Below are 25,008 nucleotides of genomic sequence, written 5' to 3' on the forward strand. Positions count from 1 at the left end.
GACCATGACGTCTTCGAAGCGAGACCGCGCCGCCGCCCTGCCCGGGGACCTGCAGGAAGCCCTGCGCCGCCGGCTGGCCGGACGGGCCGGTGGTGGGGCCGCCGCCGACCGGTCGATCCCGCACGCCGACCGCAGCCGCCCGCTGCCGCTGTCCTTCGTCCAGCAGCGGCTGTGGTTCCTGGACCGGCTGCGCCCCGGCGACTCCCGCTACAACAGCGCGGTCGCGGTGCGGTTCACCGGGCCGCTGGACCGCGAGGCGCTGGCCGGGGCGCTTGATCTGGTCGTGGTGCGGCACGAGGGGCTGCGGACCACCTTCGAGGAGACCGACGGGCTTCCGGCGCAGATCGTGCGACCGGCGGAGCCGCTGCCGGTTCCGGTCCGGGAGCTCGGCGCGCCGGAGCTGCTCGACGCGGTGCTGCTGGAGGAGTACTCCCGTCCGTTCGACCTGCGCCGGGGGCCGCTGCTGCGTGCGGTGCTGGTGCGCGAGTCGGCGGACTCGCATGTGCTGCTGCTGACGGCGCATCACATCGTGACTGACGGCTGGTCGATGGGCGTGGTGCTGGACGAACTGTGCACCGCCTACGACGCGCTGGCGCGGGGTCTCGAACCGAGCCTGCCGCCGGTGGCCACGCAGTACCCGGACTTCGCGGTGTGGCAGCGCAAGGAGCTGTCCGGTGCGGTATTGGAAAAGCAACTCGCTTATTGGAAAGCCCAGTTGAATGGCGCGGTGGCGCCGGAACTGCCGCTGGACCGGCCGCGGCGGGGGGAGGAGGCCGGGCCCGGGGCGGTGCACAGCTTCACCGTCCCGGCCGAACTGACGGCCCGGCTGCGGGCGCTCGCCACCCAGCAGCACACGACCCTCTACGCCGCGCTGGTGGCCGCCACCCAGGCGCTGCTGGCCCGCTGGTCCGGCCGGCAGGACATCACCGTCGGCTCGCTGACCTCCGGGCGGTCCCGCACCGACCTGGAGCGGGCGGTCGGCTGCTTCGTCAACACGGTGGTGCTGCGCGGTCGGGTGGACCGGTCCGGGTCCTTCCGCGAGCTGCTGGCAGCCACCGCCGACACCGTCAACGAGACCTTCGCGCACGGCGACACGCCCTTCGAGCGGATCGTGGAGGCGGTGCGGCCCGCGCGCGAGGCGGGACGCAACCCGCTGTTCGACGTGATGGTCCTGCTGCACCCGGCCCCGCCCGCCGCCAACGCTCCTCAGGGGCTGGACACCACTCTGGTCGCGGTGCCCCGGCAGGCCGCCACCTTCGACCTGAGCGTGGAGTTCGTGCCGGAGGGCGAGGGGCTGACCGGGCTGCTGGAGTACCGCAGCGACCTGTTCGGGCCCGCCACGGCGCAGCGGACGGCGGAGCAGTTGCTGCGGCTGCTGGAGGGACTCGCCGCCGAACCCGACCGGCCCCTGGGCAGTCTGCCGCTGCTCTCGGCGCAGGAGGTCCGCCGGGTGACGCGGGAGTGGAACGCCACCGCGCTGCCGGTGCAGGACCTGACGTATCCGCAGATCCTGGAGCGCCGGGCGGTGTTGACCCCGGACGCGCTTGCCCTGGTCGCCGGGGCCGAGCGGCTGGACTATGCGACGCTCAACGCCCGTGCCAACCGGCTGGCCCACCATCTGATCGCCCAGGGAGCCGGGCCGGAACGGCTGGTCGGATTGCGGCTGCCGCGCACCGCCGACATGGTCGTGGCGATCCTCGCCGTCTGGAAGTCCGGCGCGGGTTACCTCCCACTGGACCCGGCCCTGCCGGCCGAGCGCATCCGCTATCTGCTGGAGGACGCGCGACCGGCGCTGGTGCTGGACCAGGCCGCGCTGCGCGCGGTGCCGGCCTCGCTGCCGGACACCGACCCCGGCGACGCCGACCGGCTCGCCCCGCTGCATCCTGACAACACCGCCTACGTCATCCACACTTCCGGTTCCACCGGCCGCCCCAAGGGCGTGCTGGTGACGCACCGCTCGATGGCGCACCTGCTGGCCGCGCACCGGGCCGGCTTCGTCGCCGACGCGGGCGGCGGCCCGCTGCGGGTGGCGCTGACCGCGTCGTTCTCCTTCGACACCTCGCTGGAGGGCGTGCTGCTGCTGGCCGACGGCCACCCGCTGCACCTGGTGGACGAGGTGACCCGGATGGACCCGGCCGCCCTGGTCGAGTACGTGGTCCGGCACCGGATCGACTTCCTCGACGTGACCCCGTCCTACCTCGGTCAGCTGCTGCCCGCCGGGCTGCTCACCGACCCCCGGCACAGCCCGCGGGTGCTGATGATCGGCGGCGAGGCGGTCGGGCCGGGGCTCTGGCGCGAGCTGGCCGGACACCGGGGCGTGGCCGCCTACAACTTCTACGGACCGACCGAGTGCACCATCGACGCGCTGGCCTGCCGGATCGAGGGCGAGGACCGTCCGCTGGTGGGCCGCCCGCTGCCCAACGTCCGGGCCTACGTCCTGGACGGGCGGCTGCAGCCGGTGCCGGTCGGGGTGGGCGGGGAACTGTATCTGGCGGGGCAGCAGGTCGCTCGCGGTTACGCCGATCGTCCCGGCCTGACCGCGGCGCGGTTCCTGGCCGACCCGTTCGGCCCGGCCGGTACCCGGATGTACCGCAGCGGCGACCTGGCCCGGTGGACCGCCGACGGGCGGTTGGACTACCTCGGGCGCGCCGACGACCAGGTCAAGGTGCGCGGCCACCGGATCGAACCGGGGGAGATCGAGGCGGCGCTGCTGGAGCTGCCGGGGGTTGCTGCGGCTGCGGTCGTGGCCGTTCCCGACGCGCAGGGCCACAGCCGGTTGGCCGCCTATGTCGTATCCGGTACCGCGCCTTCCGAGCTGCGGGCGGCGCTGCGGGAGGTCCTGCCAGACCATATGGTGCCGTCCTCGTTCACCGCGCTGGACGCGCTGCCGCTGACCGTCAGCGGCAAGCTGGACCGTCGTGCGCTGCCCGCACCCGATCTCGAAGGGGAGGGCAGGACAAGGGAGTTCGTCGCTCCGCGCACTCCCGACGAGGAGACTCTGGCCGGGATCTGGACCGAGGTGCTCGGTGTGGCGAGAGTGGGGGTCACCGACAACTTCTTCGAGCTGGGCGGCGACTCGATCCTGAGCATCCAGGCCGTCTCCCGGGCCCGTGCGGCCGGTCTGCGGCTCAGCTCACGTGATGTCTTCCGGCACCAGACCGTGGCCGACCTCGCGGCGGCGGCCGGTCAGGTCACTGCTCCTGCCCCTGCGCGGAGGCCGAGCGAGGACGGTCCCGCGCCGCTGACACCCGTGCAGGAGTGGTTCCTCGCCACCCACGGCCTGCTGGGCCACTTCAGCATGTCGATGCTGCTGGACCTGCCGCGCGACCTGGACGAGCGGGCGCTGCGGCAGGCGCTGGAGGCGCTGGTGGACCAGCATCCCGCGCTGCGCACCCGGTTCACCCGCAGCGGGGACGGCTGGCGGCAGCAGGCGGTGGCCGGTCCGGCCGCCGGGCTGCTGAGCCGTCATGAGTCGGCCGACGGCGAGGACGTCCGGGCGGCTCTGGACCCGAGCACCGGCGCGCTGCTGCGCGCGGTCCTGGTCCCGGGGCCGGTCCGGGCCCAGCTGTTGGTGACGGTGCATCACCTGGCCGTGGACAGCGTCTCCTGGCGGGTGCTGCTCACCGATCTGGCCTCGGCCTATCAGCAGGCGGTGGCCAGGGAGTTGCCGCGGCTGGAGCCCGAGCACATCGCGTTCACCGACTGGGCCGTCCAGCTGGCCGAGCGGGTGCGCGCCGGGGACTTCGACGACGACCTGCCGTACTGGACGGCCGAGGCGCTGGCCCCGCCCACCCCGCTGCCGGTTGACGGCCCCGGGGTTCCCCTCGCCGGGTCGGTGCGCACCGTCCGCAGCCGGGTGGACCGCGCCACCACGGAGGCGCTGCTGCGCCGGGTGCCCGGGGTCTACCGCACCCAGGTCAACGATGTGCTGCTGAGCGCGCTGGGCCGGGCGCTCGCCGACTGGGCCGGCACCGAGCGGGTCACCGTCGCGCTGGAGGGCCACGGCCGGGAGGACCTTTCCCAGGACATCGACCTCTCCCGGACGGTGGGCTGGTTCACCACCCAGTACCCGGTCACCCTGGTCCCGGCCGGTCCGGCCGACGCGCCGGACTGGGGCGCCACGCTGAAGGCGGTCAAGGAGCGGCTGCGGGCCGTGCCCAGGCGCGGGCTCAGCTACGAGGCGCTGGCCCGCCTCGGCTCGCCCGACCCGGCCGCCCGTGCTCTGCGGGAAGTGCCGCTGCCGCAGGTGTCCTTCAACTACCACGGGCAGTGGACCGCTGCCGAGGGCGGGGACTTCGCCCCGGCCGGGGAGGCACCGGGCCCGGACGTCGCCCCTGACGAGCCGTTGGACCACCTCCTCGATGTGACCGCCGTGGTGGTAGACGGCCGACTGGAGATCACCTGGCACTACAGCGACCAGGTCCACGAGGCGGAAACCGTCCGCGCCCTGGCGGACGCCATGACGGCCGGGCTGGCCGCCATTGCCGCGCTCTGCGCCCGTCCCGACGCGGGCGGGCGTACTCCCTCCGACTTCCCGCTGTCCCGGCTGGACCAGGCCGGGGTGGACCGGCTCGTCGGCGACGGGCGGGAGGTGGAGGACGTGCTGCCGCTCACTCCGCTCCAGGAGGGGATGCTCTTCCACCGCCTGGTCGGCGGAGCTGACGACGTGTATGTCGACCAGGCCGTGCTGTTGCTGGAGGGCGTGGACGACCCGGAGGCCCTCGCCGCTGCCTGGCAGCGGGTGGCCGACCGCACACCGGCCCTGCGTACCTCGGTGGTGTGGGAGGGCGTGCCCGCGCCGCTCCAGCTGGTGCACCGGGCGGTGCGGGTGCCGGTGGCCCAGCTCGACCTGCGGGCGGCGGACCCGCGGCAGCGCGCCGACCGGCTCGACCGGCTGCGCGCCGACGACCTGGCCCAGGGCGTGGACATCGGCGCGGCGCCGCTGATGCGGCTCACCCTGGTCCGGCTGCCCGACGCGCGGATGCAGCTGCTGTGGACCTCGCACCATCTGATCCTGGACGGCTGGAGCCTGGCCCAGGTGCTCACCGAGGTGTTCGCGGAGTACGCGGCGCTCACCACCGGCGCGTCGGTCCCACCGCCCGTGCGCAGGCCCTACGGCGACTATGTGCGCTGGCTGGCCGGACAGGACGGCGACGCCGCCCGCGCCCACTGGCGCGAGGTCCTCGGCGGCTTCGCCAGTCCGACCCCGCTGCCCGTGGACCGGGTCCGGCGGGAGGTCCACCGGGCCCGGTCGGCGGAGGTGCACACGGCCGGTCTTTCCGACGAGGTGTCAGCGCGGCTGGCCCGCACCGCCCGGCGGGCCGGGCTGACCATCGGCACCGTGCTCCAGGGCGCCTGGGCGCTGCTGCTGGCCCGCTCCAGCGCGGAAACCGACGTGCTGTTCGGGACCACGGTCTCCGGGCGGCCCGACGAGCTGCCGGGCGTCGAGTCGATGATCGGCATGTTCATCAACACCCTGCCGACCCGGGTCCGGGTGGACGCCGACCGCAGCGCTGCCGACTGGCTGCGGGAGCTGCAGGAGGCACAGGCCGAGGCGCGGCGCTTCGCCGCGGTGTCGCTGGCCGAGCTGACCGGCTTCAGCGAGGTGCCGTCCGGCAGCGCGCTGTTCGACAGCATGGTGGCCTTCGAGAACTACCCCTTCGACCAGGCCCGCGCGGCGGAGTCCGGTGTGCGCCTGGTCGACGTCTCCTCGCGTGATGCGACGAACTATCCGCTGGTGCTGCGCGCCTACCAGGGGGAGCGCTTGGGCTTCGACCTGGCCTACGACCCGGAGCTGTTCGAGGCCGCGACCGTGCGCACCCTCGCCGACCGGCTGTGCCTGCTGCTCACCGAGCTGGCCGCCGACCCGGACCGCCCGCTGCGCGCCCTGGCCTGGACCACGGCCGAGGAGCGGCGGCGGATGCTGGTCGACTGGAACGGCACCGCGCAGGGCCGTCCCTCCGAGACCCTGGTGGACCTGTTCGAGGCGCAGGCCGCCCGCACCCCGCAGGCCGAGGCCGTCTCCTTCGGCGAGGACCGGCTCGACTACGCCACGCTGGACGCACGGGCGGGCCGGCTGGCCCATCGGCTGGCCGAACTCGGGGCGGCCCCCGAGCAGTTCGTGGCGCTGGCGCTGCCGCGGTCCGTCGATCTGGTGGTGGCCGTGCTCGCGGTCCTCAAGACGGGCGCGGCCTATCTGCCGGTCGATCCCGCGCTTCCGCCCCAACGCGTCGCCCAACTGCTGTGGGACGCCGGGCCGGTGGCGCTGGTGACGCTCTCCGGGGACAACGCGGCGGGGGCCCGGGCCGCCGGGGCGCCGGTGCTGTCGCTGGGCAGCGCGGAGGTGCGCGCCGACCTGGCGCGGCGTCCGGCCACCGGGCCCGTGCCGGCCCGGCGACCGCTGCCGGAGAGCCCCGCGTACGCCATCTTCACCTCCGGCTCCACCGGGCAGCCCAAGGGCGTGGTGGTGCCGCACAGCAATGTGGTGCGGCTGTTCAGCAGAACGGACGACTGGTTCGGCTTCGGCACGGACGATGTGTGGACGCTGTTCCACTCCTACACCTTCGACTTCTCGGTGTGGGAAATGTGGGGCGCGCTGCTGCACGGCGGCCGGCTCGTGGTGGTGCCCGAGGACACCGCGCGCTCCCCGGAGGACTTCCTGCGGCTGCTCGCCGACGAGCAGGTCACCGTCCTCAACCAGACCCCGTCCGCGTTCTACCCGCTGATCCGCGCGGACGCCGAACACCCCGCGATCGGCGACCGGCTGGCGCTGCGCACGGTGGTCTTCGGCGGCGAGGCACTGGACGTGACCCGGCTGGCCGACTGGTACGACCGCCACCCGGACACCGCCCCGCGCCTGGTCAATATGTACGGCATCACCGAGACGACCGTGCACGTCAGCTACGCCCCGCTGGACCGGGCGGCGGTGCGCGGCGGCGGCGCCGGACCGATCGGCAGCGGCATCCCCGACCTGCGGGTGTATGTGCTGGACTCCGGCCTCGACCCGGTGCCGCCGGGCGCGGTGGGCGAGCTGTTCGTGGCGGGGGAGGGGCTGGCCCGCGGCTACCTCAACCGGCCCGGACTGACCGCCACCCGCTTCCTCGCCGACCCGTTCGGGCAGCCGGGGACGCGGATGTACCGCACCGGCGACCGGGCCCGCTGGCGGGCCGACGGCACCCTGGAGTACCTGGGCCGCGCCGACCAGCAGGTGAAGATCCGCGGCTACCGGATCGAGCCCGGCGAGATCGAGGCCGCCCTGCACGGCCACCCGGGCGTGGGCGCCGCCGCGGTGGGTGTGTACGAGGACGCCTCCGGCACGCGACGGCTGGTGGCCCATGTCGTCGGCAGTGCGGACGCCCCTCCGGCCGCCGCGGACCTCCGCGGGTACCTGGAGCGGCTGCTGCCCGCGTATATGGTGCCCGCCGCCTATGTGCCGATGGCGGCGCTGCCGCTCACCGTCAACGGCAAGCTGGACCGGCGCGCCCTGCCCGCGCCCGGCCCGGACGGCTTCGCCGCGGGCCCGGAGCGCACCGCTCCGCGCACCGACGCCGAACGGCTGGTCGCGGCGGCGTGGGCGGACGTCCTGGACACCGACGAGGTCGGCGCCGAGGACAACTTCTTCGCCCTCGGCGGCGACTCCATCCTCGCCATCCGGGTCACCTCGCGGCTGCGGGCCTCGTTCGGCGCGGACATCTCGCCCCGGCTGCTGTTCACCCACTCCACGCTGATGGACCTGGCCGCCGCCCTCGGCGATCCGGCCGGGGACGGGAGCCCCTCGGCCGACGCCATCCCGGTCGCGGAGCGGGGGGATGAGCCGCCGCTCTCCTACGCCCAGCAGCGGCTGTGGTTCCTCGACCGGTTCGAGCCCGGCAGCACCGAGTACACCATCCTGTCCGTGCTGCGGCTGACCGGCCCGCTGGACGTGGGCGCGCTGAGGACCGCGCTGGACGGGCTGGTGGCCCGGCACGAGGCGCTGCGGACCACCTTCGCCGAACAGGATGGGCGTGCCTGGCAGGTGGTCGGCCCGCCGTACCCGGTCGAGCTGCCCTGCGAGGACCTGGCCGGGGAGCCCCCGGCGGCTCTGGACGCGCTGGTGGAACGGGCCGCGGCGACCCCGTTCGACCTGGCCGCCGGGCCGCTGCTGCGGGCCCGGCTGGCGCGGCTGGGCGAGGACCGGCAGGTGCTGGTGCTGGCCGTGCACCACATCGCCACGGACGGCTGGTCGATGGCGGTGCTGGGCCGGGATCTGGGCGAACTGTATGCGGCAGCGCGCGAGCACCGCCGTCCCGAACTGCCCGAGCTGCCGGTGCGGTACACCGACTACGCCGCCTGGCAGCGCGCCCGGGCCGACCGTGTGGAGGAGGATCTCGCCCACTGGCGCCGCGCCCTGGACGGTCTGGTGCCGCTGGAGCTGCCCACCGACCGGCCCCGGCCCGCCGTCCGCACCCGTGGCGGGGCTCTGGTGACCTTCACCGTGCCCGCCGCGCTGACCGCACGGCTGCGCGAGCGGGGGCGGGAGGCCGACGCCACCCTCTACATGACCCTGCTGGCGGCCTGTCAGATCCTGCTCGCCCGGTGGGCCGGTCAGCAGGACCTCACTGTCGGCACCGTCACCTCGGGTCGGGAACGGCATGAACTGGGCAATGTGGTCGGCATGTTCGTCAACACCCTGGTGCTGCGCGGCCGGGTACGGCCGGAGCTGACGTTCCATGAGCTGCTGACCGAGGCGCGCAGCACCGTCCTGGACGCCTTCGCCCACCAGGAGGTGCCGTTCGAGCGGTTGGTGGACGCGCTGCAGCCCGAGCGGGACACCAGCCGTACCCCGCTGTTCCAGGTGATGGTGGCCCTGCACAACCTGGGCGCCGAGGTCCCGCCGCTGCCGGGCCTGGAGGTGGAACCGCTGGCACCGCCGATCCGTTACGCCACCTTCGACCTCGCCTTCGACTTCATCGAGCGGGACGGCGGCCTGACCGGCTACCTGGAGTACAACACCGGCCTGTTCGACGCGGACACCGCCGAGCGTCTGGCGGCCAGGCTGGGGATCCTGCTGGAGGCCGCGGCCGAGGATCCCGGAGTCGCGGTCGGCGCCCTGCCGCTGATGACGGCCGAGGAACGGGCCGAGGTGCTGCGGCTGGGGGAGGGCGAACGGCTGCCGGAGTCCGCCAGCACGCTGACGGATCTGTTCGAGGCGCAGGCTGCCCGCATTCCGCGGACCACCGCTCTGGTGGCCCGGGACACCACCCTCGCGTTTGCCGAGCTCAACGAGCGGGCGAACAGGCTGGCGCACCATCTGGTGACGCTGGGCGCCGGTCCCGAACGGGTGGTCGCGGTGCGGCTGCCGCGTACCTCGGAGCTGCTGGTGGCGGTGTTCGCGGTGCTCAAGTCGGGTGCCACCCTGCTCTGCCTGGATCCGGAACTGCCCGAGGAGCGGGTCGGATTCCTGCTGGACGACGCCCGGCCGCAGACTCTGCTGACGCTTGATCAGCTGCGCGAGGTGCCGTGGGACCGGCTGCCCGCCCACGACCTCACCGACGCCGACCGGACCGGCCCGCTGCTGCCGCAGCACACCGCCTACATCGTCTACACCTCCGGCTCCACCGGCCGCCCCAAGGGCGTGGCGGTGGAGCACCAGCAGTTGGCCAACCTCTGCCACGACCACCGCGAAGGACTGGTCGTCCCGCACACCGGGGACGGGCAGCGGCTGCGGTTCGCGCTGAGCGCCTCGTTCTCCTTCGACACCAGCTGGGAGGGCCCGCTGCTGCTCGCGCTCGGCCAGGAAGTCCACCTCGTGGACGAGGACGTGCGGCTGGACCCGGAGGCGTTCTGCGCCCGGATCGCCGAACGCCGCCTGGACCTGGTCAACGTCACCCCGTCCTTCCTGCGCGAACTCACCTCGGCCGGGCTGTTCGCCCCCGGCCGTCACCACCCCCGGGTGCTGCTGGTCGGCGGCGAGGCCGTCTCCGCCGCCAGCTGGCAGGAACTGTGCGCGGTGCGAGGGGAGCTGGGTGTCACCGCCTACAACATCTACGGGCCCACCGAGTGCACCGTGGACGCCTTCTACGGCCCCTGTGCCGACCATCCAGACCGCCCGGTCATCGGCCGGCCCGGCCGCAACCTGCGGGCTTATGTGCTCGACGGCGCGCTGCGCCCGGTGCCGATCGGGGTGCCGGGAGAGCTGTACCTGGCCGGGGCCCAGGTGGCCCGCGGCTATCTGAACCAGCCCGGTCTGACCGCCGCCCGCTTCCTGGCCGACCCCTTCGGGGCCCCGGGGGCCCGGATGTACCGGACGGGGGACCGGGCCCGCTGGGACGGGGGAGGACTGCTGGAGTTCCTCGGCCGCGTCGACGAGCAGGTCAAGATCCGCGGGTTCCGGATCGAGCCCGGCGAGGTGGAGGCCGCGCTGCTGGAGCACCCGGATGTCACCGACGCCGTGGTCACCGCGCGGGAGCACGCCGGCCGGCTGATGCTGGTCGCGTACCTGGTGCCCGCCGGGGACCGGGTCCCGCCGTCCGACGAACTGCGGGTCCGGCTGCGGCGGACGCTGCCGGACCACATGGTGCCGGCCGCGTTCGTCCCGCTGGCCCGGATCCCGCGCACCACCAGCGGCAAGACCGACCGCGGCGCGCTGCCCGCCCCGCCCGTCCAGCCCGACAGCAGCACCCCGTATGTGGAGGCCAGGCCCGGGACGGAGGCCCGGCTCGCCGCGATCTGGGCCGAGGTGCTGGGCGTGGAACGGGTGGGCGCGCGGGACAACTTCTTCGCGCTGGGCGGCGACTCCATCCTCAGCATCCAGATCGTCTCCCGCGCCCGTGCCGCGGGGCTCGCGCTGACCACCAAGGACGTCTTCCGGTACCAGAGCGTGGCCGAACTCGCGCTCCAGGCAGGCGAGGTGGTGACACGTCAGGAGATACCGCTCGGTGAGGCGCCGCTCGCTCCGATCCAGCACTGGTACCTGGACGGCCGCAGGCCCGGCGACCCGCTGCGCTTCACCATGACCCAGCGGCTGGAACTGGCCCCGGGCGCCTCGTCGGCCTTGGAGCAGACGGCCCTGGCGCTGACCCAGCGTCATCCGGCGCTGCGGACCCGGTTCCGGCACGGCCGGACGGGGTGGTTCCAGGACGTCCTGGCTGAGGCGCCGGGGGGCGTCTTCAGCCGGCACGACGTGGCGGAGCTGGAGCCGGTGGCGCTCGAGGCGGAGGTGCAGCGCCTGGCCGAGGAGGCCCAGGCCGCACTGGATCCGACCGAGGGCCGGATGGTGCGGGTGCTCCTCTTCGACCGGGGCACGGAGCAGCCGGCACAGCTTGTGGTCACCGTCCATCACCTGGCCGTGGACGGTGTCTCCTGGCGCATCCTGCTGGCCGACCTGGCGGGGGCGGGCGACAGTCCACCGGCGGGAACCTCCTTCGGCCACTGGGCGACCCGGCTGGAGCAGCACACCCGCTCCGGCGCGCTGGACGGCGACCTGGAGTACTGGACCGAGACCGGTGCGGCTCCGGCCGACCTGCCCGCAGGGCGGCCCGGCCCCAATACCCACGGCAGCGCCGCGACCGTCACGGTGGCGCTGGACGCCGGGACGACCGACGCGCTGCTGCGGCAGGTGCCCGCGGTCTACCGCACCCAGGTCAATGACGTGCTGCTCAGCGCGCTGGGCCGGACCCTGGCGGACTGGTGCGGGCGGGACACCGTGCTGGTCGGGGTGGAGGGGCACGGCCGCGAGGACCTGTTCGAGGATGTGGACCTGTCCCGGACGGTGGGCTGGTTCACCGCCGAGTTCCCGCTCGCGCTCCGGGTCTCGCCCGGGGCGGGGTGGCGGGACACGCTGCGCTCGGTCAAGGAGCAGCTGCGCGCGGTCCCGCTGCACGGGCTGAGCTACGGCGCGCTGCGCTACCTGCTGCCGGAAAGTCCGCTGGCCGGGGCGGCGGCGCCGAGGGTGGGCTTCAACTACCACGGGCAGTGGGACGGCGGTGGTGCGTCCGGCGCCCCGCTCGCCCCGGCGGGCCGCGACAGCGACCCGGACCAGCCCCGCCCTTACCTGCTGGACATCACCGGGGCGGTCGAGCGGGGACGGCTCGAACTGGGCTGGACCTATCCGGCCGCCGTCTACGACGAGGCCGTCGTCCGCGGGCTGGCCGAGGGGATGTGCGACGCCCTGCGCGAGATCGTGGCGCACTGCGCCCGGCCCGGGGCGGGCGGGCGCACCCCGTCCGACTTCCCGCTGGCCGGCCTCGACCAGCAGCAGCTGGACCGGCTGGTCGGCGACGGCGGGCAGGTGGAGGACGTCCTGCCGCTGACTCCGCTGCAGTCCGGGATGCTCTTCCACGGGCTGGTCGACACCGAGGGGCTCTACTTCGACCGGACGGCGGTGCGGCTGTCCGGGGTGGCCGATCCACGGGTGTTCGCCGAGGCCTGGCAGCAGGTCGCCGACCGGACTCCGGCGCTGCGCACCAGCGTGCACTGGCAGGGGCTGCCCCACCCGGTCCAGCTGGTGCACCGGCAGGTCGCCCTGCCCGTCACCCAGCTGGACTGGCGGGCCCTGACACCCGATCAGTGGTCCGCGCAGACCGAGCAGTTGCTCGCCGCGGACCGCGCTGCGGGAATGGAGCTGACCACCGCGCCGCTCACCCGGCTCACCGTGGCCGCGCTGCCCGGCGACGAGGTGCTGCTGCTGTGGTCCACCCACCATCTGATCCTGGACGGCTGGAGCACCGGGCAGTTGCTCACCGATGTGTGCGAGCAGTACGCCGAGCTGACCGGCGGCCCGCAGGTGCCGCACCCGGTGCGGAGGCCGTTCGCGGACTTCCTGCGCTGGCTGGCCGACCAGGACGAGGCCGCGGCGCAGCGGCACTGGGCCGAAGCCCTGGCCGGCTTCACCGCGCGCACCCCGCTGCCGTACGACCGGGTGCCGACCGAGGCCCACCGCGCCCGCTCGGCCGCCGCTGTGCACCGGGCCCTGGACGAGACGGTGTCGCGGCGGCTGCGGGAGACCGCGGCCGGGGCCGGACTGACCGTCAACACGGTGGTGGAGGGCGCCTGGGCGCTGCTGCTGGCCCGCTGCGGCGGGGGCGGGGACGTGGTGTTCGGCACCACGGTGTCCGGACGGCCGGCCGAGCTGCCCGGGGTCGAGTCGATGATCGGTCTGTTCATCAACACCGTGCCGACCCGGGTCCGGATACCCGACGGCGGGGTGCTGCCCTGGCTGCGGGAGCTGCAGCAGCGGCAGAGCGAAGGACGGCGTTTCGACCATCTGGCGCTGTCCCGGATCCAGGCGCTGAGTGGGGTTCCGGCCGGTGAGGCGCTGTTCGACAGCATGCTGGTGTTCGAGAACTACCCCGTGGACGAGTCGGTCACGGCCAGGACCGGTGTGGGGGTGGAGGAGGTGCGGGCGGACGACGCCACCACCTTCCCCTGGTGCCTGCGCGCCCATCTGGCCGAGCGGCTGGGCTTCGACCTGGCCTACGACCCCGCGCTGTTCGACCGTTCCACCGTGGAACGCGCGGCGGACCGGCTGGGCGTCCTGCTCACCGCCCTTGCCGAGGGCGTCGGCGGGGAGCTGGGCGAGTTGGAGCTGCTCACCGGGGCTGACCGGGGGCTGCTGGCGGGGTGGAACGCCACCGCCCGCCCGCCCGCTCCGGACAGCCCGGTGCGGCTCTTCGCTGAGCAGGCCGACCGCACCCCCGACGCGGTCGCGGTGCGGGACGGTGTGCGGGAGTTGACCTACCGCCAACTCGCGGACTGGTCGGACCGGTTGGCCGTCGGGTTGCTGGCGGAGGGGCTGGCCGCCGAGGGGCGGGTGGCGCTGCTGATGGATCGCTCGGCCGAGCTGGTGGTCGCCCAGCTGGCCGTGCTCAAGGCGGGCGGCGCCTATCTGCCGGTGGACGTCCGGGCGCCGGAAGAGCGCCGCCGGGTGCTGCTGGCCCAGGCGGGCGCGGCTGTGCTGCTCACCGCGGACCGGGTCGCCGCCGCCCGCACCGGCGATTCGGCGCTGGTGCCGACGGTGGACCCGGACCGGCTGGCGTATGTGATGTTCACCTCCGGATCCACCGGCCAGCCCAAGGCGGTCGCGGTGCGGCACCGGGACGTGGCGGCGCTGGCCACCGACAGCCGCTTCACCGACGGCAGCGCGGCCGGGGTGCTGCTGCACTCGCCGGTGGCCTTCGACGCCGCGACCTTCGAGGTGTGGGCGCCGCTGCTCAACGGCGGCTGCGTGCTGGTCGCCCCTGACGGGACGGTGGACGGGCCGCTGCTGCGCAGGCTGGTCGGCGACGGCGGGCTGACGGCGCTGTGGCTGACCGCCGGACTGTTCCGGCTGCTGGCGCAGGACGCGCCGGACTGCTTCGCGGGCCTGCGTCGGCTGTGGACCGGCGGCGACGTGGTGCCCGCCTCCGCCGTCCGCCGGGTGCTGGCCGCCTGCCCGGGCCTGAGCGTGGTGGACGGCTACGGCCCCACCGAGACCACGACCTTCGCCACCTCGTTCGTTCTGACGGACCCGGCGGCGGTTCCGGACACCGTGCCGATCGGCCATCCGCTGGACGATATGCGGGTCCATGTCCTCGACGGCCGTCTGCGGCCCGTCCCGCCGGGCTGCGCGGGCGAGTTGTTCCTGGCCGGAGAGGGCCTGGCGCGGGGCTACCTCGGCCGTCCCGGGGAGACCGCGGCGCGCTTCCTCGCCGATCCGTCCGGCCCGGTGGGGGCAAGGATGTACCGCACCGGGGACCTGGCCAGGCGGCGGACGGACGGCGCGGTCGAGTTCCTGGGCCGGGCGGACGACCAGGTGAAGATCCGCGGCTTCCGGGTGGAACCCGGCGAGGTGGAGGTGGTGCTCGCGGCGCACCCGGGCGTGGCCGACGTCGCCGTGCTGGCCCGCGAGGACCGGCCGGGGGCGAAGCGGCTGGTGGCCTATGTGGTCGGCCCGGCCGGGGAGGACCCGGACGAGCTGCGGGCCTTCGCCGCGCGTGCGCTGCCCGACTACCTGGTGCCCAGCGCGTTCGTCCCGCTGGCCGCCCTGCCGTTGAGCGGCAATGGGAAGGTGGACCGGGCGGCCCTGCCGGCGGCGGAGGGGGAACGGGGGGTTGGGCCCCGGGAGCGGGTCGAGCCGCGCAGCGAGGCCGAACGCCGTGCGGCGGAGGTCTTCGGCGAGGTGCTGGGCACCCCGCCGCCCGGGGTGGAGGACGGCTTCTTCCAACTCGGCGGCGACTCCATCCTCAGCATCCGGCTCGCCTCCCGGCTGGCCGAGGCTTTCGGCACCGACCTCACGCCGCGGGCGGTGTTCACCCATCCCACACCGGCCGGGCTGGCCCGACTGCTCACCGGGCAGCAGGACGGGGCCGTGCGCAGGCCCATCGTCCCGGTGGCCCGTGACACGGCGGTGCCGATGTCGTACGCCCAGCAGCGGCTGTGGTTCCTGGAGGAGTTCGCCCCCGGTGGCACCGAGTACGTCACCGCGCTCGCCCTGCGCCTGAGCGGGCCGCTGGACATCCGTTCGCTCGGCGCGGCCCTGCGCGCCCTGACCGTCCGTCATGAGTCGCTGCGGACCACCTTCGACAGTGTGGACGGGCAGGGCGTCCAGCTGGTCCATCCGCCGGAGGAGGTGTCACTGCCGCTGCCGCTGCACGACCTGTCCCAGCTGGACGAGGAGTCGCGCCGGACCGCGTTGCGCGGGCTGCTCGCGGGGGAGCGGGCCCGTCCCTTCGACCTGCGCGGCGGGCCGCTGCTGCGGGCCGGGCTGGTGCGGCTGGCGGGGGAGGAGCATGTGTTGGCGCTGAGCCTGCACCACATCGTCACCGACGGCTGGTCGACCTCGGTCCTGCTCAATGACCTGGCCCAGCTCTACCGCGCCGAACTGGGCTCCACCGAGCCGCCGTTGGCTCCGCTGCCGGTGCAGTACGCCGATTTCGCGCACTGGCAGCGGGCGGTGGGTGCTACGGAAACGGACAAGCAGCTTGTCTATTGGAGCGAACAGCTGCGGCACGCCGAGCCGCTCCGGCTGCCGACCGACCGGCCCCGTCCCGTGGTGCGCACCAGCAACGGCGCCACCGCCCGGCTCGAGCTGTCCGCCCGGACCGCCGCCCGGCTGGCCCGGGTCGGCCAGCGGCGGGGAGCCACCCTGTTCACCGTCCTGGTGGCCGCCGCCCAGGCCTACCTGGCCCGGCTCAGCGGCGACACGGACGTGGCGGTCGGCACCGTCACCTCGGGCCGCGACCGGGTCGAGACGCAGAACCTCATCGGATTCTTCGTCAACACCCTGGTGCTGCGCTCCCGGGTCGAGGCACGGCAGCCCTTCACCGCGTTCCTCGACAGCGTGCGGCAGACGGTGCTGGACGCCTTCGCCCACCAGGAGATCCCGTTCGAGCGGGTGGTGGACGAGCTGCACCCGGTCCGCGACCCCAGCCGCAGTCCGCTGTTCCAGGTGCTGGTGGTGCTGCAGAACACCCCCGCGGCGGACCTGGACCTGCCGGGCCTGTCTGTCACGGAGGTGGAGGCCGAGCTGGAGCAGGCCGCCTTCGACCTCACCCTGGAGTTCGCCGAGGCGGACTCGGGGGCGCTGCACGGCCTGATCACCTACAACACCGACCTGTTCGACGCGGCCACGGCCGAGCGGATGGCCGATCAGCTCGGCACCCTGCTGGCCGCCGTCGCGGAGGACCCGGACCGCCCGGTCGGCGCGCTGCCGCTGGCCCCGGGCGACCAGGTGAAGGCGCTGCAGGAGCAGGCGCAGGGCGGGTTCGGCCCGGTGCCCGCGGCGACCCTGCCGCAGCTGTTCGAGCGTCAGGCGGCCCGTACCCCGGACGCGCCGGCGCTGCTGGACGGCGGCCGGGAGCTGACCTACGCCGAGCTGGAGCGGGCGGCCAACCGGCTCGCCCACCGGCTGATCGCGCGGGGCGTGGGGCCGGAGCGGGTGGTGGCGCTGGCGCTGCCCCGGGCCGCGGCGGCGGTGGTGGCGCAGCTCGCGGTCACCAAGGCCGGCGGCGCCTTCCTGCCGGTGGACCCGGACTATCCGTTGCAGCGCCGGGAGTTCATGGTCCGCGACGCCGGCGTCCAGCTGGTGCTGGACGACCCGGCCGAGGTGTGGGTCGCGGACGGGCCGGAGACCGCGCCCACGGACGCCGAGCGCAGCAGCGCCCTGCTGCCGTCCCATCCGGCCTATGTCATCTACACCTCGGGCTCGACCGGCACACCCAAGGGCGTGGTGGTGACCCACCGAGGGCTGGCGGGCTTCGCCGCGTCCGCCGCCGCGCAGTACGTCGCGGGCCCCGGCGACCGGGTGCTGCAGTTCGCCTCGCCCAGCTTCGACGCCTCGGTGCTGGAACTGTGCACCGCCCTGCTCGGCGGGGCCGCGCTGGTCACCGGTGAGGAGGGGCCGCTGGTCGGCGAGCGGCTGGCCGAGGTGCTCGCCGACCGGCGGATCAGCCACACGCTGATCCCCCCGGCGGTGCTGGCCACGGTGGAACCGGGCAGCGCCGCCACGCTGTCCGAGCTGCGCACCCTGATCGTCGGCGCCGAGGCCTGCCCGGCCGACCTGGTGGACCTCTGGGCGCCGGGACGCAGGATGGTCAACTCCTACGGGCCCACCGAGGCCACGGTGGTCGCCAGCTGGACCGGCCCGCTGTCACCGGGCACCGGCACCCCGCCGATCGGCCGACCGGCCGGCGCCACCCGTTGCTACGTCCTGGACGCCGCCCTGCGTCCGGTCCCGACCGGGGTGACCGGGGAGCTGTATCTGGCGGGGCCCGGCCTCGCCCGCGGCTACCTGGGCCGCCCGGGCCTGACCGCCCAGCGGTTCGTCGCCGACCCGTACGGCGCGCCGGGGGAGCGGATGTACCGCACCGGCGACCTGGTCCGGCGGCACGCGGACGGCGAGCTGCGCTTCGCCGGACGGGCGGACGACCAGCTCAAGCTGCGCGGGTTCCGGATCGAGCCGGGCGAGATCGAGAGCGCGCTGCGCCGCAGCCCCCTGGTCCGCGACGCGGTGGTCACCGTGCACGGCGCCCGGTTGGTGGCCTACGTCGTCCCCGCGGACGGGTCGGCCGACCCGGTTGAGCTGCGCGGGTACCTGTCCGGGCTGCTGCCGCCGCACATGGTGCCTTCGGTGTTCGTGCCGCTGGCCGTGCTGCCGCTCACCCCGAGCGGCAAGACCGACCGGCGGGCGCTGCCCGAGCCCGGGCTGCCGCAGGCCGCCGCCGGGTCCCGCGTGGCACCGCGGACCGAGACCGAGCGCCGGGTGGCCCGGGTCTGGGCCGAGGTGCTGGGCGTCGAGGAGATCGGCGTCGACGACAACTTCTTCGTACTCGGCGGCGACTCCATCCTGAGCATGCAGGTGGTGTCGCGGCTGCGCCGGGACGGACTGCAGCTGGCCACCCGGGACCTGTTCACCCATCAGACCCTGGCCGAGCTGGCCACCGTGGTGCGGATCCCCTCCGGGGGAGGGAGTGACGGGCCGGTCACCGGGGAGGTGCCGCTGACGCCCATTCAGGAGTGGTTCCTGACCACGCCCCGGGCGGCTCCGCAGCACTTCAACCAGTCGACCCTGCTGGAACTCGACGGGACCCCCGATCCGCGCGCCCTGGCCGACGCCCTGGACGCCCTGCTGGAACACCACGACGCGCTGCGCATGCGGTTCACCCGGGACGAGGACGGCTGGCACCAGTTCAACCCGCCGCCGACCCGAGGCGCCGACGTCCTGGTCCGCCACGACCTGACCGGGCAGTCGCCGGAGGAGGCCGACGCGGCCATGGCCAAGGCCGCCGACGAACTGCACGCCCGCTTCGACCTGGCCCGCGGGCCGCTGCTGCGGGCGGCACTGTTCACCGGTGATCCGGGGAGGCCGGTCTACCTGCTGCTGGTCGCCCACCACCTGGTCGTGGACGCGGTCTCCTGGCGCGTCCTGCGCGACGACCTGGAACTCGCCTACCGGCAGGCCGTGCGGGGCGAGCCGGTCGACCTGGGGTTGCGCGGCACCTCGTTCCGGGAGTGGGCGCAGACCCTCGCGGCCCATGTCGCCGAAGGCGGCCTGGACCATGAACTGCCCTACTGGGAGCAGGCGGTGACGGAAACTCCGGCCCCGCCCGACCACCCGGCGTCCGCGGAGACCGGCGCAGTGACCGTCGAGCTGGGGGAGGAGGACACGGCGGCCCTGCTGCGGGCCGCGCCGGCGGCCTACCGCACCCGGGTCAACGACGTGCTGCTGGCGGCGCTCGCCCTGGCGCTGGCCCGCTGGACCGGGCGGCAGCGGGTCCGGCTGGACCTGGAGGGACACGGCCGCGAGGACCTGGTCGAGGGGGTGGACCTGTCCCGCACGGTCGGCTGGTTCACCACCGTCTACCCGGTCGCCCTGCACGTGTCCGAGCCGGAAGGGGACTGGCGCGCGCTGGTCAAGTCGGTGCGCCGGCAACTGCGCGCGGTGCCGGGGAACGGGCTGGGCTTCGGCGCCCTGCGTACCTTCGGGCCGCCCGCGGTCCGCAAGCGCCTCGCGGCCGGTGCGGGGAGCCAGTTGGTCTTCAACTACCTCGGCCAGTGGGACGGCTCCCCGGGGGCCTCCGACGGCGGCCTGGTGCGGACCGAGCACGGCTCGTTCGGCCAGGACCACGACCCCGGGAACGCCGGGTCCCACCCGGTGGAGGTGGTGGGAGCGGTGCTGGACGGCCGCCTCGTCTTCACCTGGCGGCACCGCCCCGCCGTCCACGACACCGCGACCGTGCGCCGGGTGGCCGAGGACTTCGCCGGGGCACTGCGCCACATCGCCCGGCACGCCCGGGCGGACCGATGACAACAACGAAGGAGAACACCATGGACGAGAACACCCGCTACCAGGTCCTGCGCAATCACGAGGAGCAGTACTCGCTGTGGCCGGTGGACCTCGAGGTGCCCGCCGGGTGGCAGCCCGTCGGCCAGGAGGGCACCGAGGCCGAGTGCTCCGCCTACGTCGACGAGGTCTGGACCGACATGCGCCCGCGGAGCCTGCGCGAGCGCATGGAGAACGCCGAAGCCTGACCGCCGCGGGGCCGGGGCGCCGCCGGCGCCCCGGCCCGCACCCCGCCGAGAGGAGTACGTCAATGACCCCGATCCTGCGCACCGAACACCTGGAATTCCTCCCGTACCGGCCCCAGGACGAGGACCACTTCGTCGACCTGCTGCGCAATGAGGAGGTGTGCCGCTGGATGGGCCAGGAGCGCGCACCCGAGCAGGACATCCGCGCGCTCTTCCGCGCGATCCGGACCGATGTGTATCCCACGAACCTGTTCGACGTCTGGGGCCTGTGGCTGGACGGCGCCTACGTGGGACACGCGGAGCTGAAGAAGACCGGGAACGTCGACGGCCACGAACTGATCACCGCACTCGTCCCGGAGTACTGGGGCCGGGGCCTGGGCACCGAGGTCGCCCGCGGCCTGCTGCGCTACGCCGCCGAGGAGCTCGGCCTCAAGGAGGTCTACGGCATGGTGGGCGCGGAGAACACCGCGAGCCTGGCGGCATGCCGGCGCCTGGGCTTCCGCCACGTCCGCGACGTGGTCGACGACGACGGCGCGGTGACCAGGATGCTGGTCATCTCCACGACCGAACCACCAGTCGACTGAGGCGTCCCCAGCGGCTCCCAGGGGCCCGGCTCAGTCCTGGGCCAGCAACTGGGTGCGGAGGCCGGTCAGGATGCGGGAGAGCAGGCGCGAGACATGCATCTGGGAGAGGCCGAGGACGGCGCCGATCTCGGACTGGGTCATCTCGGCGCCGAAGCGCATGGACACGATCGCCTTGTCGCGCTCGCCCAGTCGGGCCATCAGCGGCTTCAACGACTCCAGGTCGACGACCAGGTCCATGCCGGGGTCGACCTCGCCCAGGCGGGCGGTGAACGCGGATCCCTCGCCGCTGTCCTCGTCGCCCGGTGAGCCGGCGTCGATGGAGCTGACGGTGTAGCCGTTGGCGGCGACGAGTCCCTCGCGGACCTCGTCCTCGGTGAGCTCCAGGTGGGCGGCGAGCTCGGCCGGGGTCGGCGGCCGGCCGACGGTGAAGGCGAGCTCGTCGGTGGCCTTGGCCAGGGTGAGCCGCAGTTCCTGCAGCCGGCGCGGGACGTGGACGGCCCAGCTGGTGTCGCGGAAGAAGCGCTTGATCTCGCCGATCACGGTCGGCATGGCGAAGGTCGGGAACTCGACCTCCTGGCCGAGGTCGAACCGGTCGATGGCCTTGATCAGGCCGATCGTGCCGACCTGGACGATGTCCTCCATCGGCTCGCTGCGGGTGCGGAAGCGGCGGGCGGCGAACTTGACCAGGGTCAGGTTCAGCTCGATCAGGGTGTTGCGCACGTACTGGTACTCGTGCGTGCCCTCCTCCAGCTCCGCCAGCCGGGCGAACAGCACCTTGGACATCGCCCGCGCGTCGGGCCCGCTGGCGTTCCGCGGGTCCGAAAGGTCCAGCTCGGGGAACGCGGCAGCGCCGGACGCGGCCCCGGGCACGGCCTCGGTCTGCTCGACCGTCAGCGGTGCGCGCGGGCTTGCGAGGGGAGCGGCCGGGGAAGCGACGCTGGGTGCCATCGGAAGTTCTCCTTCGGTGGACGTGAGCGTCGTATACCCCCGTGCGCCAGGTTATGCATCTCGGCACCAAATGATTTTTCACGGTGATTGCGGACAGGAGCGTGCTGTGCTGAGAATTCTGTGGGTTCTGACGGTGGGTTGCTTCGCGCTGGCCGGTGTCGTCCTGGCGGTGGCCGTGTCGCCGTGGTGGTGGTTCGCCGGGGCGCCACTGGCCGCGCTGCTGGCGCTGGCGTTGTGGGACCTGCTGCAGCGGCGGCACTCCGTGCTGCGGAACTATCCGGTGCTCGGCCATCTCCGGTTCATCCTGGAGAGCGTCCGCCCGGAGCTGCAGCAGTACTTCGTGGAGCGCAATGTCGACGGCAGGCCCTTCGACCGCGACACCCGCAGCATCGTCTACGAGCGGGCCAAGGGCACCGCCGCGGAGGAGCCCTTCGGCACCGAGCGCGACCTCTACGAGACCGGCCGTGAGTTCCTGGTCCCCTCGATGGCCCCGCGGCCGGTGCGCACCGAGGTGCCGCGGGTGCGGATCGGCGGCCCCGACTGCACCCGGCCCTACGACATGGCGCTGCTGAACGTCTCCGCGATGAGCTTCGGCTCGCTGTCGTCGAATGCGATCCTGGCGTTGAACACCGGGGCGGCGCTGGGCGGCTTCGCCCATGACACCGGTGAGGGCGGCCTGTCGGAGTACCACCTGCGGCCCGGCGGCGACCTGGTCTGGGAGATCGGCACCGGCTACTTCGGCTGCCGCACCGACCAGGGCGGCTTCGACCCGGCGGGGTTCGCCGACAAGGCCGCCCACGAGCAGGTGCGGTGCGTCTCGCTGAAGCTCAGTCAGGGCGCCAAGCCCGGCATCGGCGGGGTGCTGCCGGGTGCCAAGGTGAACGCCGAGATCGCCCGGGTCCGCGGCGTCCCGCAGGGCGAGACGGTGATCTCGCCGCCCTTCCACCAGGTCTTCTCCACCCCGCGTGAACTGGTGGCCTTCGTGGCGCGGATGCGCGAGCTGTCCGGCGGCAAGCCGACCGGGTTCAAGCTGTGCGTCGGCTCCCGCAGCCAGTTCCTCGCGGTGTGCAAGGCCATGCTGGAGGAGGGGGTCACCCCGGACTTCATCATCGTCGACGGCGCCGAGGGCGGCACCGGCGCCGCGCCGCTGGAGTTCGCCGACAACGTGGGGACGCCGCTGACGGAGGGTCTGACCACGGTGCACCAGGCCCTGGTCGGCACCGGGTTGCGGGACCGGATCAGGATCGGGGCCAGCGGCAAGGTCGCCACCGGCAGCGACCTGGTCAAGCGCCTGCTCCAGGGCGCCGACTACACCAACTCGGCCCGCGCCATGATGTTCGCGATCGGATGCATCCAGGCCCAGCGCTGCCACACCAACACCTGCCCGGTCGGGGTCACCACCCAGGACCCCCGGCGGGCCCGCGCGCTGGAGGTCGGCGACAAGTCGCAGCGGGTCCATCGGTTCCAGGAGGCCACCGTGAAGAGCGCGCTGCAGATCATGGCGTCCATGGGGGTGGACCATCCATCCGAGCTGGGCCCGCACATGCTGCGCCGCCGGATCGACCCGGTCACCGTCCGTTCCTACGCCGAGCTGTATCCGGCGCTGCAGACCGGCGAGTTGCTGCACCAGGTACCGGAGTCCTGGGCGGCAGACTGGAAGACCGCGGACCCGGACCGCTTCACCGTCTGACTCACCGTCTGAACCGGAGGAACCTTCCTGTGGCACGAACCGTGGCCCGTGTGATCGTCGACGCCCTGCAGGACCTGGGGGTCGGTCATGTCTTCGGCGTGGTCGGCGACGCGCTGAACCCGCTGACCGACGCCATCCGCACCACCGAGGGCCTGGAGTGGGTGGGCTGCCGGCACGAGGAGGCCGCCGCGTTCGCCGCCGGCGCCCAGTCCCAGCTCTCCGGCACCCTCGGGGTCTGCATGGGCACGGTCGGGCCGGGCGCGGTCCACCTGCTCAACGGCCTCTACGACGCCGCCAAGAGCCGCACCCCGGTGCTCGCCATCGCCGGACAGGTGCCGCTGGCGGAGATGGGCAGCGACTACTTCCAGGAGGTCGACAACGACCTGCTGTTCCGCGACGTGGCCGTCTACCGGGCCACCGTCACCTCCCCCGACCAGATGCCCCGGCTGCTGGAGGCGGCCGTCCGCGCGGCCGTCGGCCACGGCGGCGTGGCGGTGCTGACCGTCCCCGGGGACCTGGGCGACCAGGAGCTGACCCAGGACCGTCCGGCCCGCTTCCCGCGCGCCCGGCAGCTGACCCGCCCGGACGAGCCGGGCATCCTTGAGGCAGCCGAGATCATCAACGCCGGCTCCAAGCTGACCCTGCTGGTGGGCCGGGGCGCCCGGGACGCGCGCCAGGAGGTGCTGGCCCTGGCCGAGCACACCGGCGCGCCGATGGTGCTCACCCTGAAGGCCAAGGAGGGCTTCGAGGGCGACAACCCGTACCAGGTGGGCCAGACCGGCCTGATCGGCAACCCCGCCGCGGCGCACGCCCTGGACGGCTGCGACACCCTGCTGATGCTCGGCACCGACTTCCCGTACCGGGACTGGTACCCGACCGACTGCCGGGTGGTCCAGATCGACACCCAGGAGCAGCACCTGGGCCGGCGGGTGCCGATCGACGCCGGACTGGCCGGCGACGTCGGCGCCACCCTGCGCGCCCTGCTGCCGCACCTGGACGCCAAGCCCGACCGGGACCACCTGGACGCCGCCCGCAAGCGGTTCGACACCTGGCGCACCGGCCAGCAGCGGCTGGCCGAGCCCGCCCACGACACCAGGAGCTGGACCGGACGGCTGCGCGGCAAGGTGGACAACCGCGACCACGACATCCGGCCCGAGGCCCTGGCCGCCGCCGTCGACGCCTGTGCCGACGCCGACGCGATCTTCACCTCCGACACCGGCATGGCCACCGTCTGGCTCTCCCGCTTCGTCACCATGCACGGCGACCGCCGGCTGATCGGCTCCTACAACCTGGGGTCGATGGCCAACGCCATGCCCCAGGCCCTCGGCGCCCAGCTCTGGGCGCCGGACCGCCAGGTCGTGGCGTTCTGCGGCGACGGCGGACTGAGCATGCTGCTCGGCGACCTGATGACCATCAAGACCCATCAACTGCCGGTGAAGCTGGTGGTCTTCGACAACCGCCGGCTGGGCATGGTCAAACTCGAACAGGAACAGGCCGGTCTGGCCGAGTTCGGAACCGTCCTGGACAACCCCGACTTCGCCGCCGTCGCCACCGCCCTGGGCCTGACCGGGATCCGGGTGACCGACCCGGCCACCCTGACCGACAGCGTCCGCCGCGCCTTCGCCACCCCGGGTCCGGTCCTGCTCGACGTCCTGACGAACCCGCAGGAGATCGCCGTCCCCGGCAAGCCCACGGTCCAGCAGGGCTGGGGCTTCGCCATCGCCAAGGTCAAGGAACTCCTCGAGAGCCACGAGAACTGACGGTAGGGTGAGTCACAACCACTGGTTGTGGCTTACGGAGGAA

6 protein-coding genes are annotated in these 25,008 nt (G+C 73.9%); 5 read left to right on the top strand and 1 reads right to left on the bottom strand.

The genetic code is table 11. From position 1 onward, the window contains the following. Positions 1-4: 4 nt before the first annotated feature. The 3 genes from ACEZDG_RS21800 (at position 5) to ACEZDG_RS21810 (ending at position 20,567) form a co-directional block, all read left to right on the top strand. Positions 5-19,762, top strand: a complete 19,758-nt coding sequence (locus tag ACEZDG_RS21800; RefSeq protein WP_380512148.1) for a non-ribosomal peptide synthase/polyketide synthase — start codon at positions 5-7, stop codon at positions 19,760-19,762. Between the two features lie 20 nt (positions 19,763-19,782). Then, positions 19,783-19,986, top strand: coding sequence for an MbtH family protein (locus ACEZDG_RS21805; protein ID WP_380512150.1), 204 nt, complete (start codon positions 19,783-19,785; stop codon positions 19,984-19,986). A gap of 62 nt (positions 19,987-20,048) precedes the next feature. Then, positions 20,049-20,567 carry a GNAT family N-acetyltransferase gene (locus ACEZDG_RS21810; RefSeq protein ID WP_380512152.1) on the top strand — a complete coding sequence of 173 codons (519 nt, stop codon included), beginning with the start codon at positions 20,049-20,051 and terminating at the stop codon, positions 20,565-20,567. Between the two features lie 30 nt (positions 20,568-20,597). Here the strand turns inward: ACEZDG_RS21810 and ACEZDG_RS21815 are convergent, their stop codons facing one another. Next, positions 20,598-21,515 (bottom strand): RNA polymerase sigma factor SigF, encoded by a 918-nt coding sequence (locus ACEZDG_RS21815; protein WP_380512154.1) that lies wholly within the window; start codon positions 21,513-21,515, stop codon positions 20,598-20,600. 70 nt (positions 21,516-21,585) lie between these two features. On the opposite strand from ACEZDG_RS21815, the gene ACEZDG_RS21820 reads away from it, so the two are divergent. Beyond that, positions 21,586-23,205 (top strand): FMN-binding glutamate synthase family protein, encoded by a 1,620-nt coding sequence (locus ACEZDG_RS21820; RefSeq protein WP_380512156.1) that lies wholly within the window; start codon positions 21,586-21,588, stop codon positions 23,203-23,205. Between the two features lie 29 nt (positions 23,206-23,234). Then, positions 23,235-24,965, top strand: a complete 1,731-nt coding sequence (locus ACEZDG_RS21825; protein WP_380512158.1) for a thiamine pyrophosphate-dependent enzyme — start codon at positions 23,235-23,237, stop codon at positions 24,963-24,965. Positions 24,966-25,008: the final 43 nt, after the last annotated feature.

It is taken from the genome of Streptacidiphilus alkalitolerans (genome assembly GCF_042511045.1).
Classification (GTDB): domain Bacteria; phylum Actinomycetota; class Actinomycetes; order Streptomycetales; family Streptomycetaceae; genus Streptacidiphilus; species Streptacidiphilus alkalitolerans.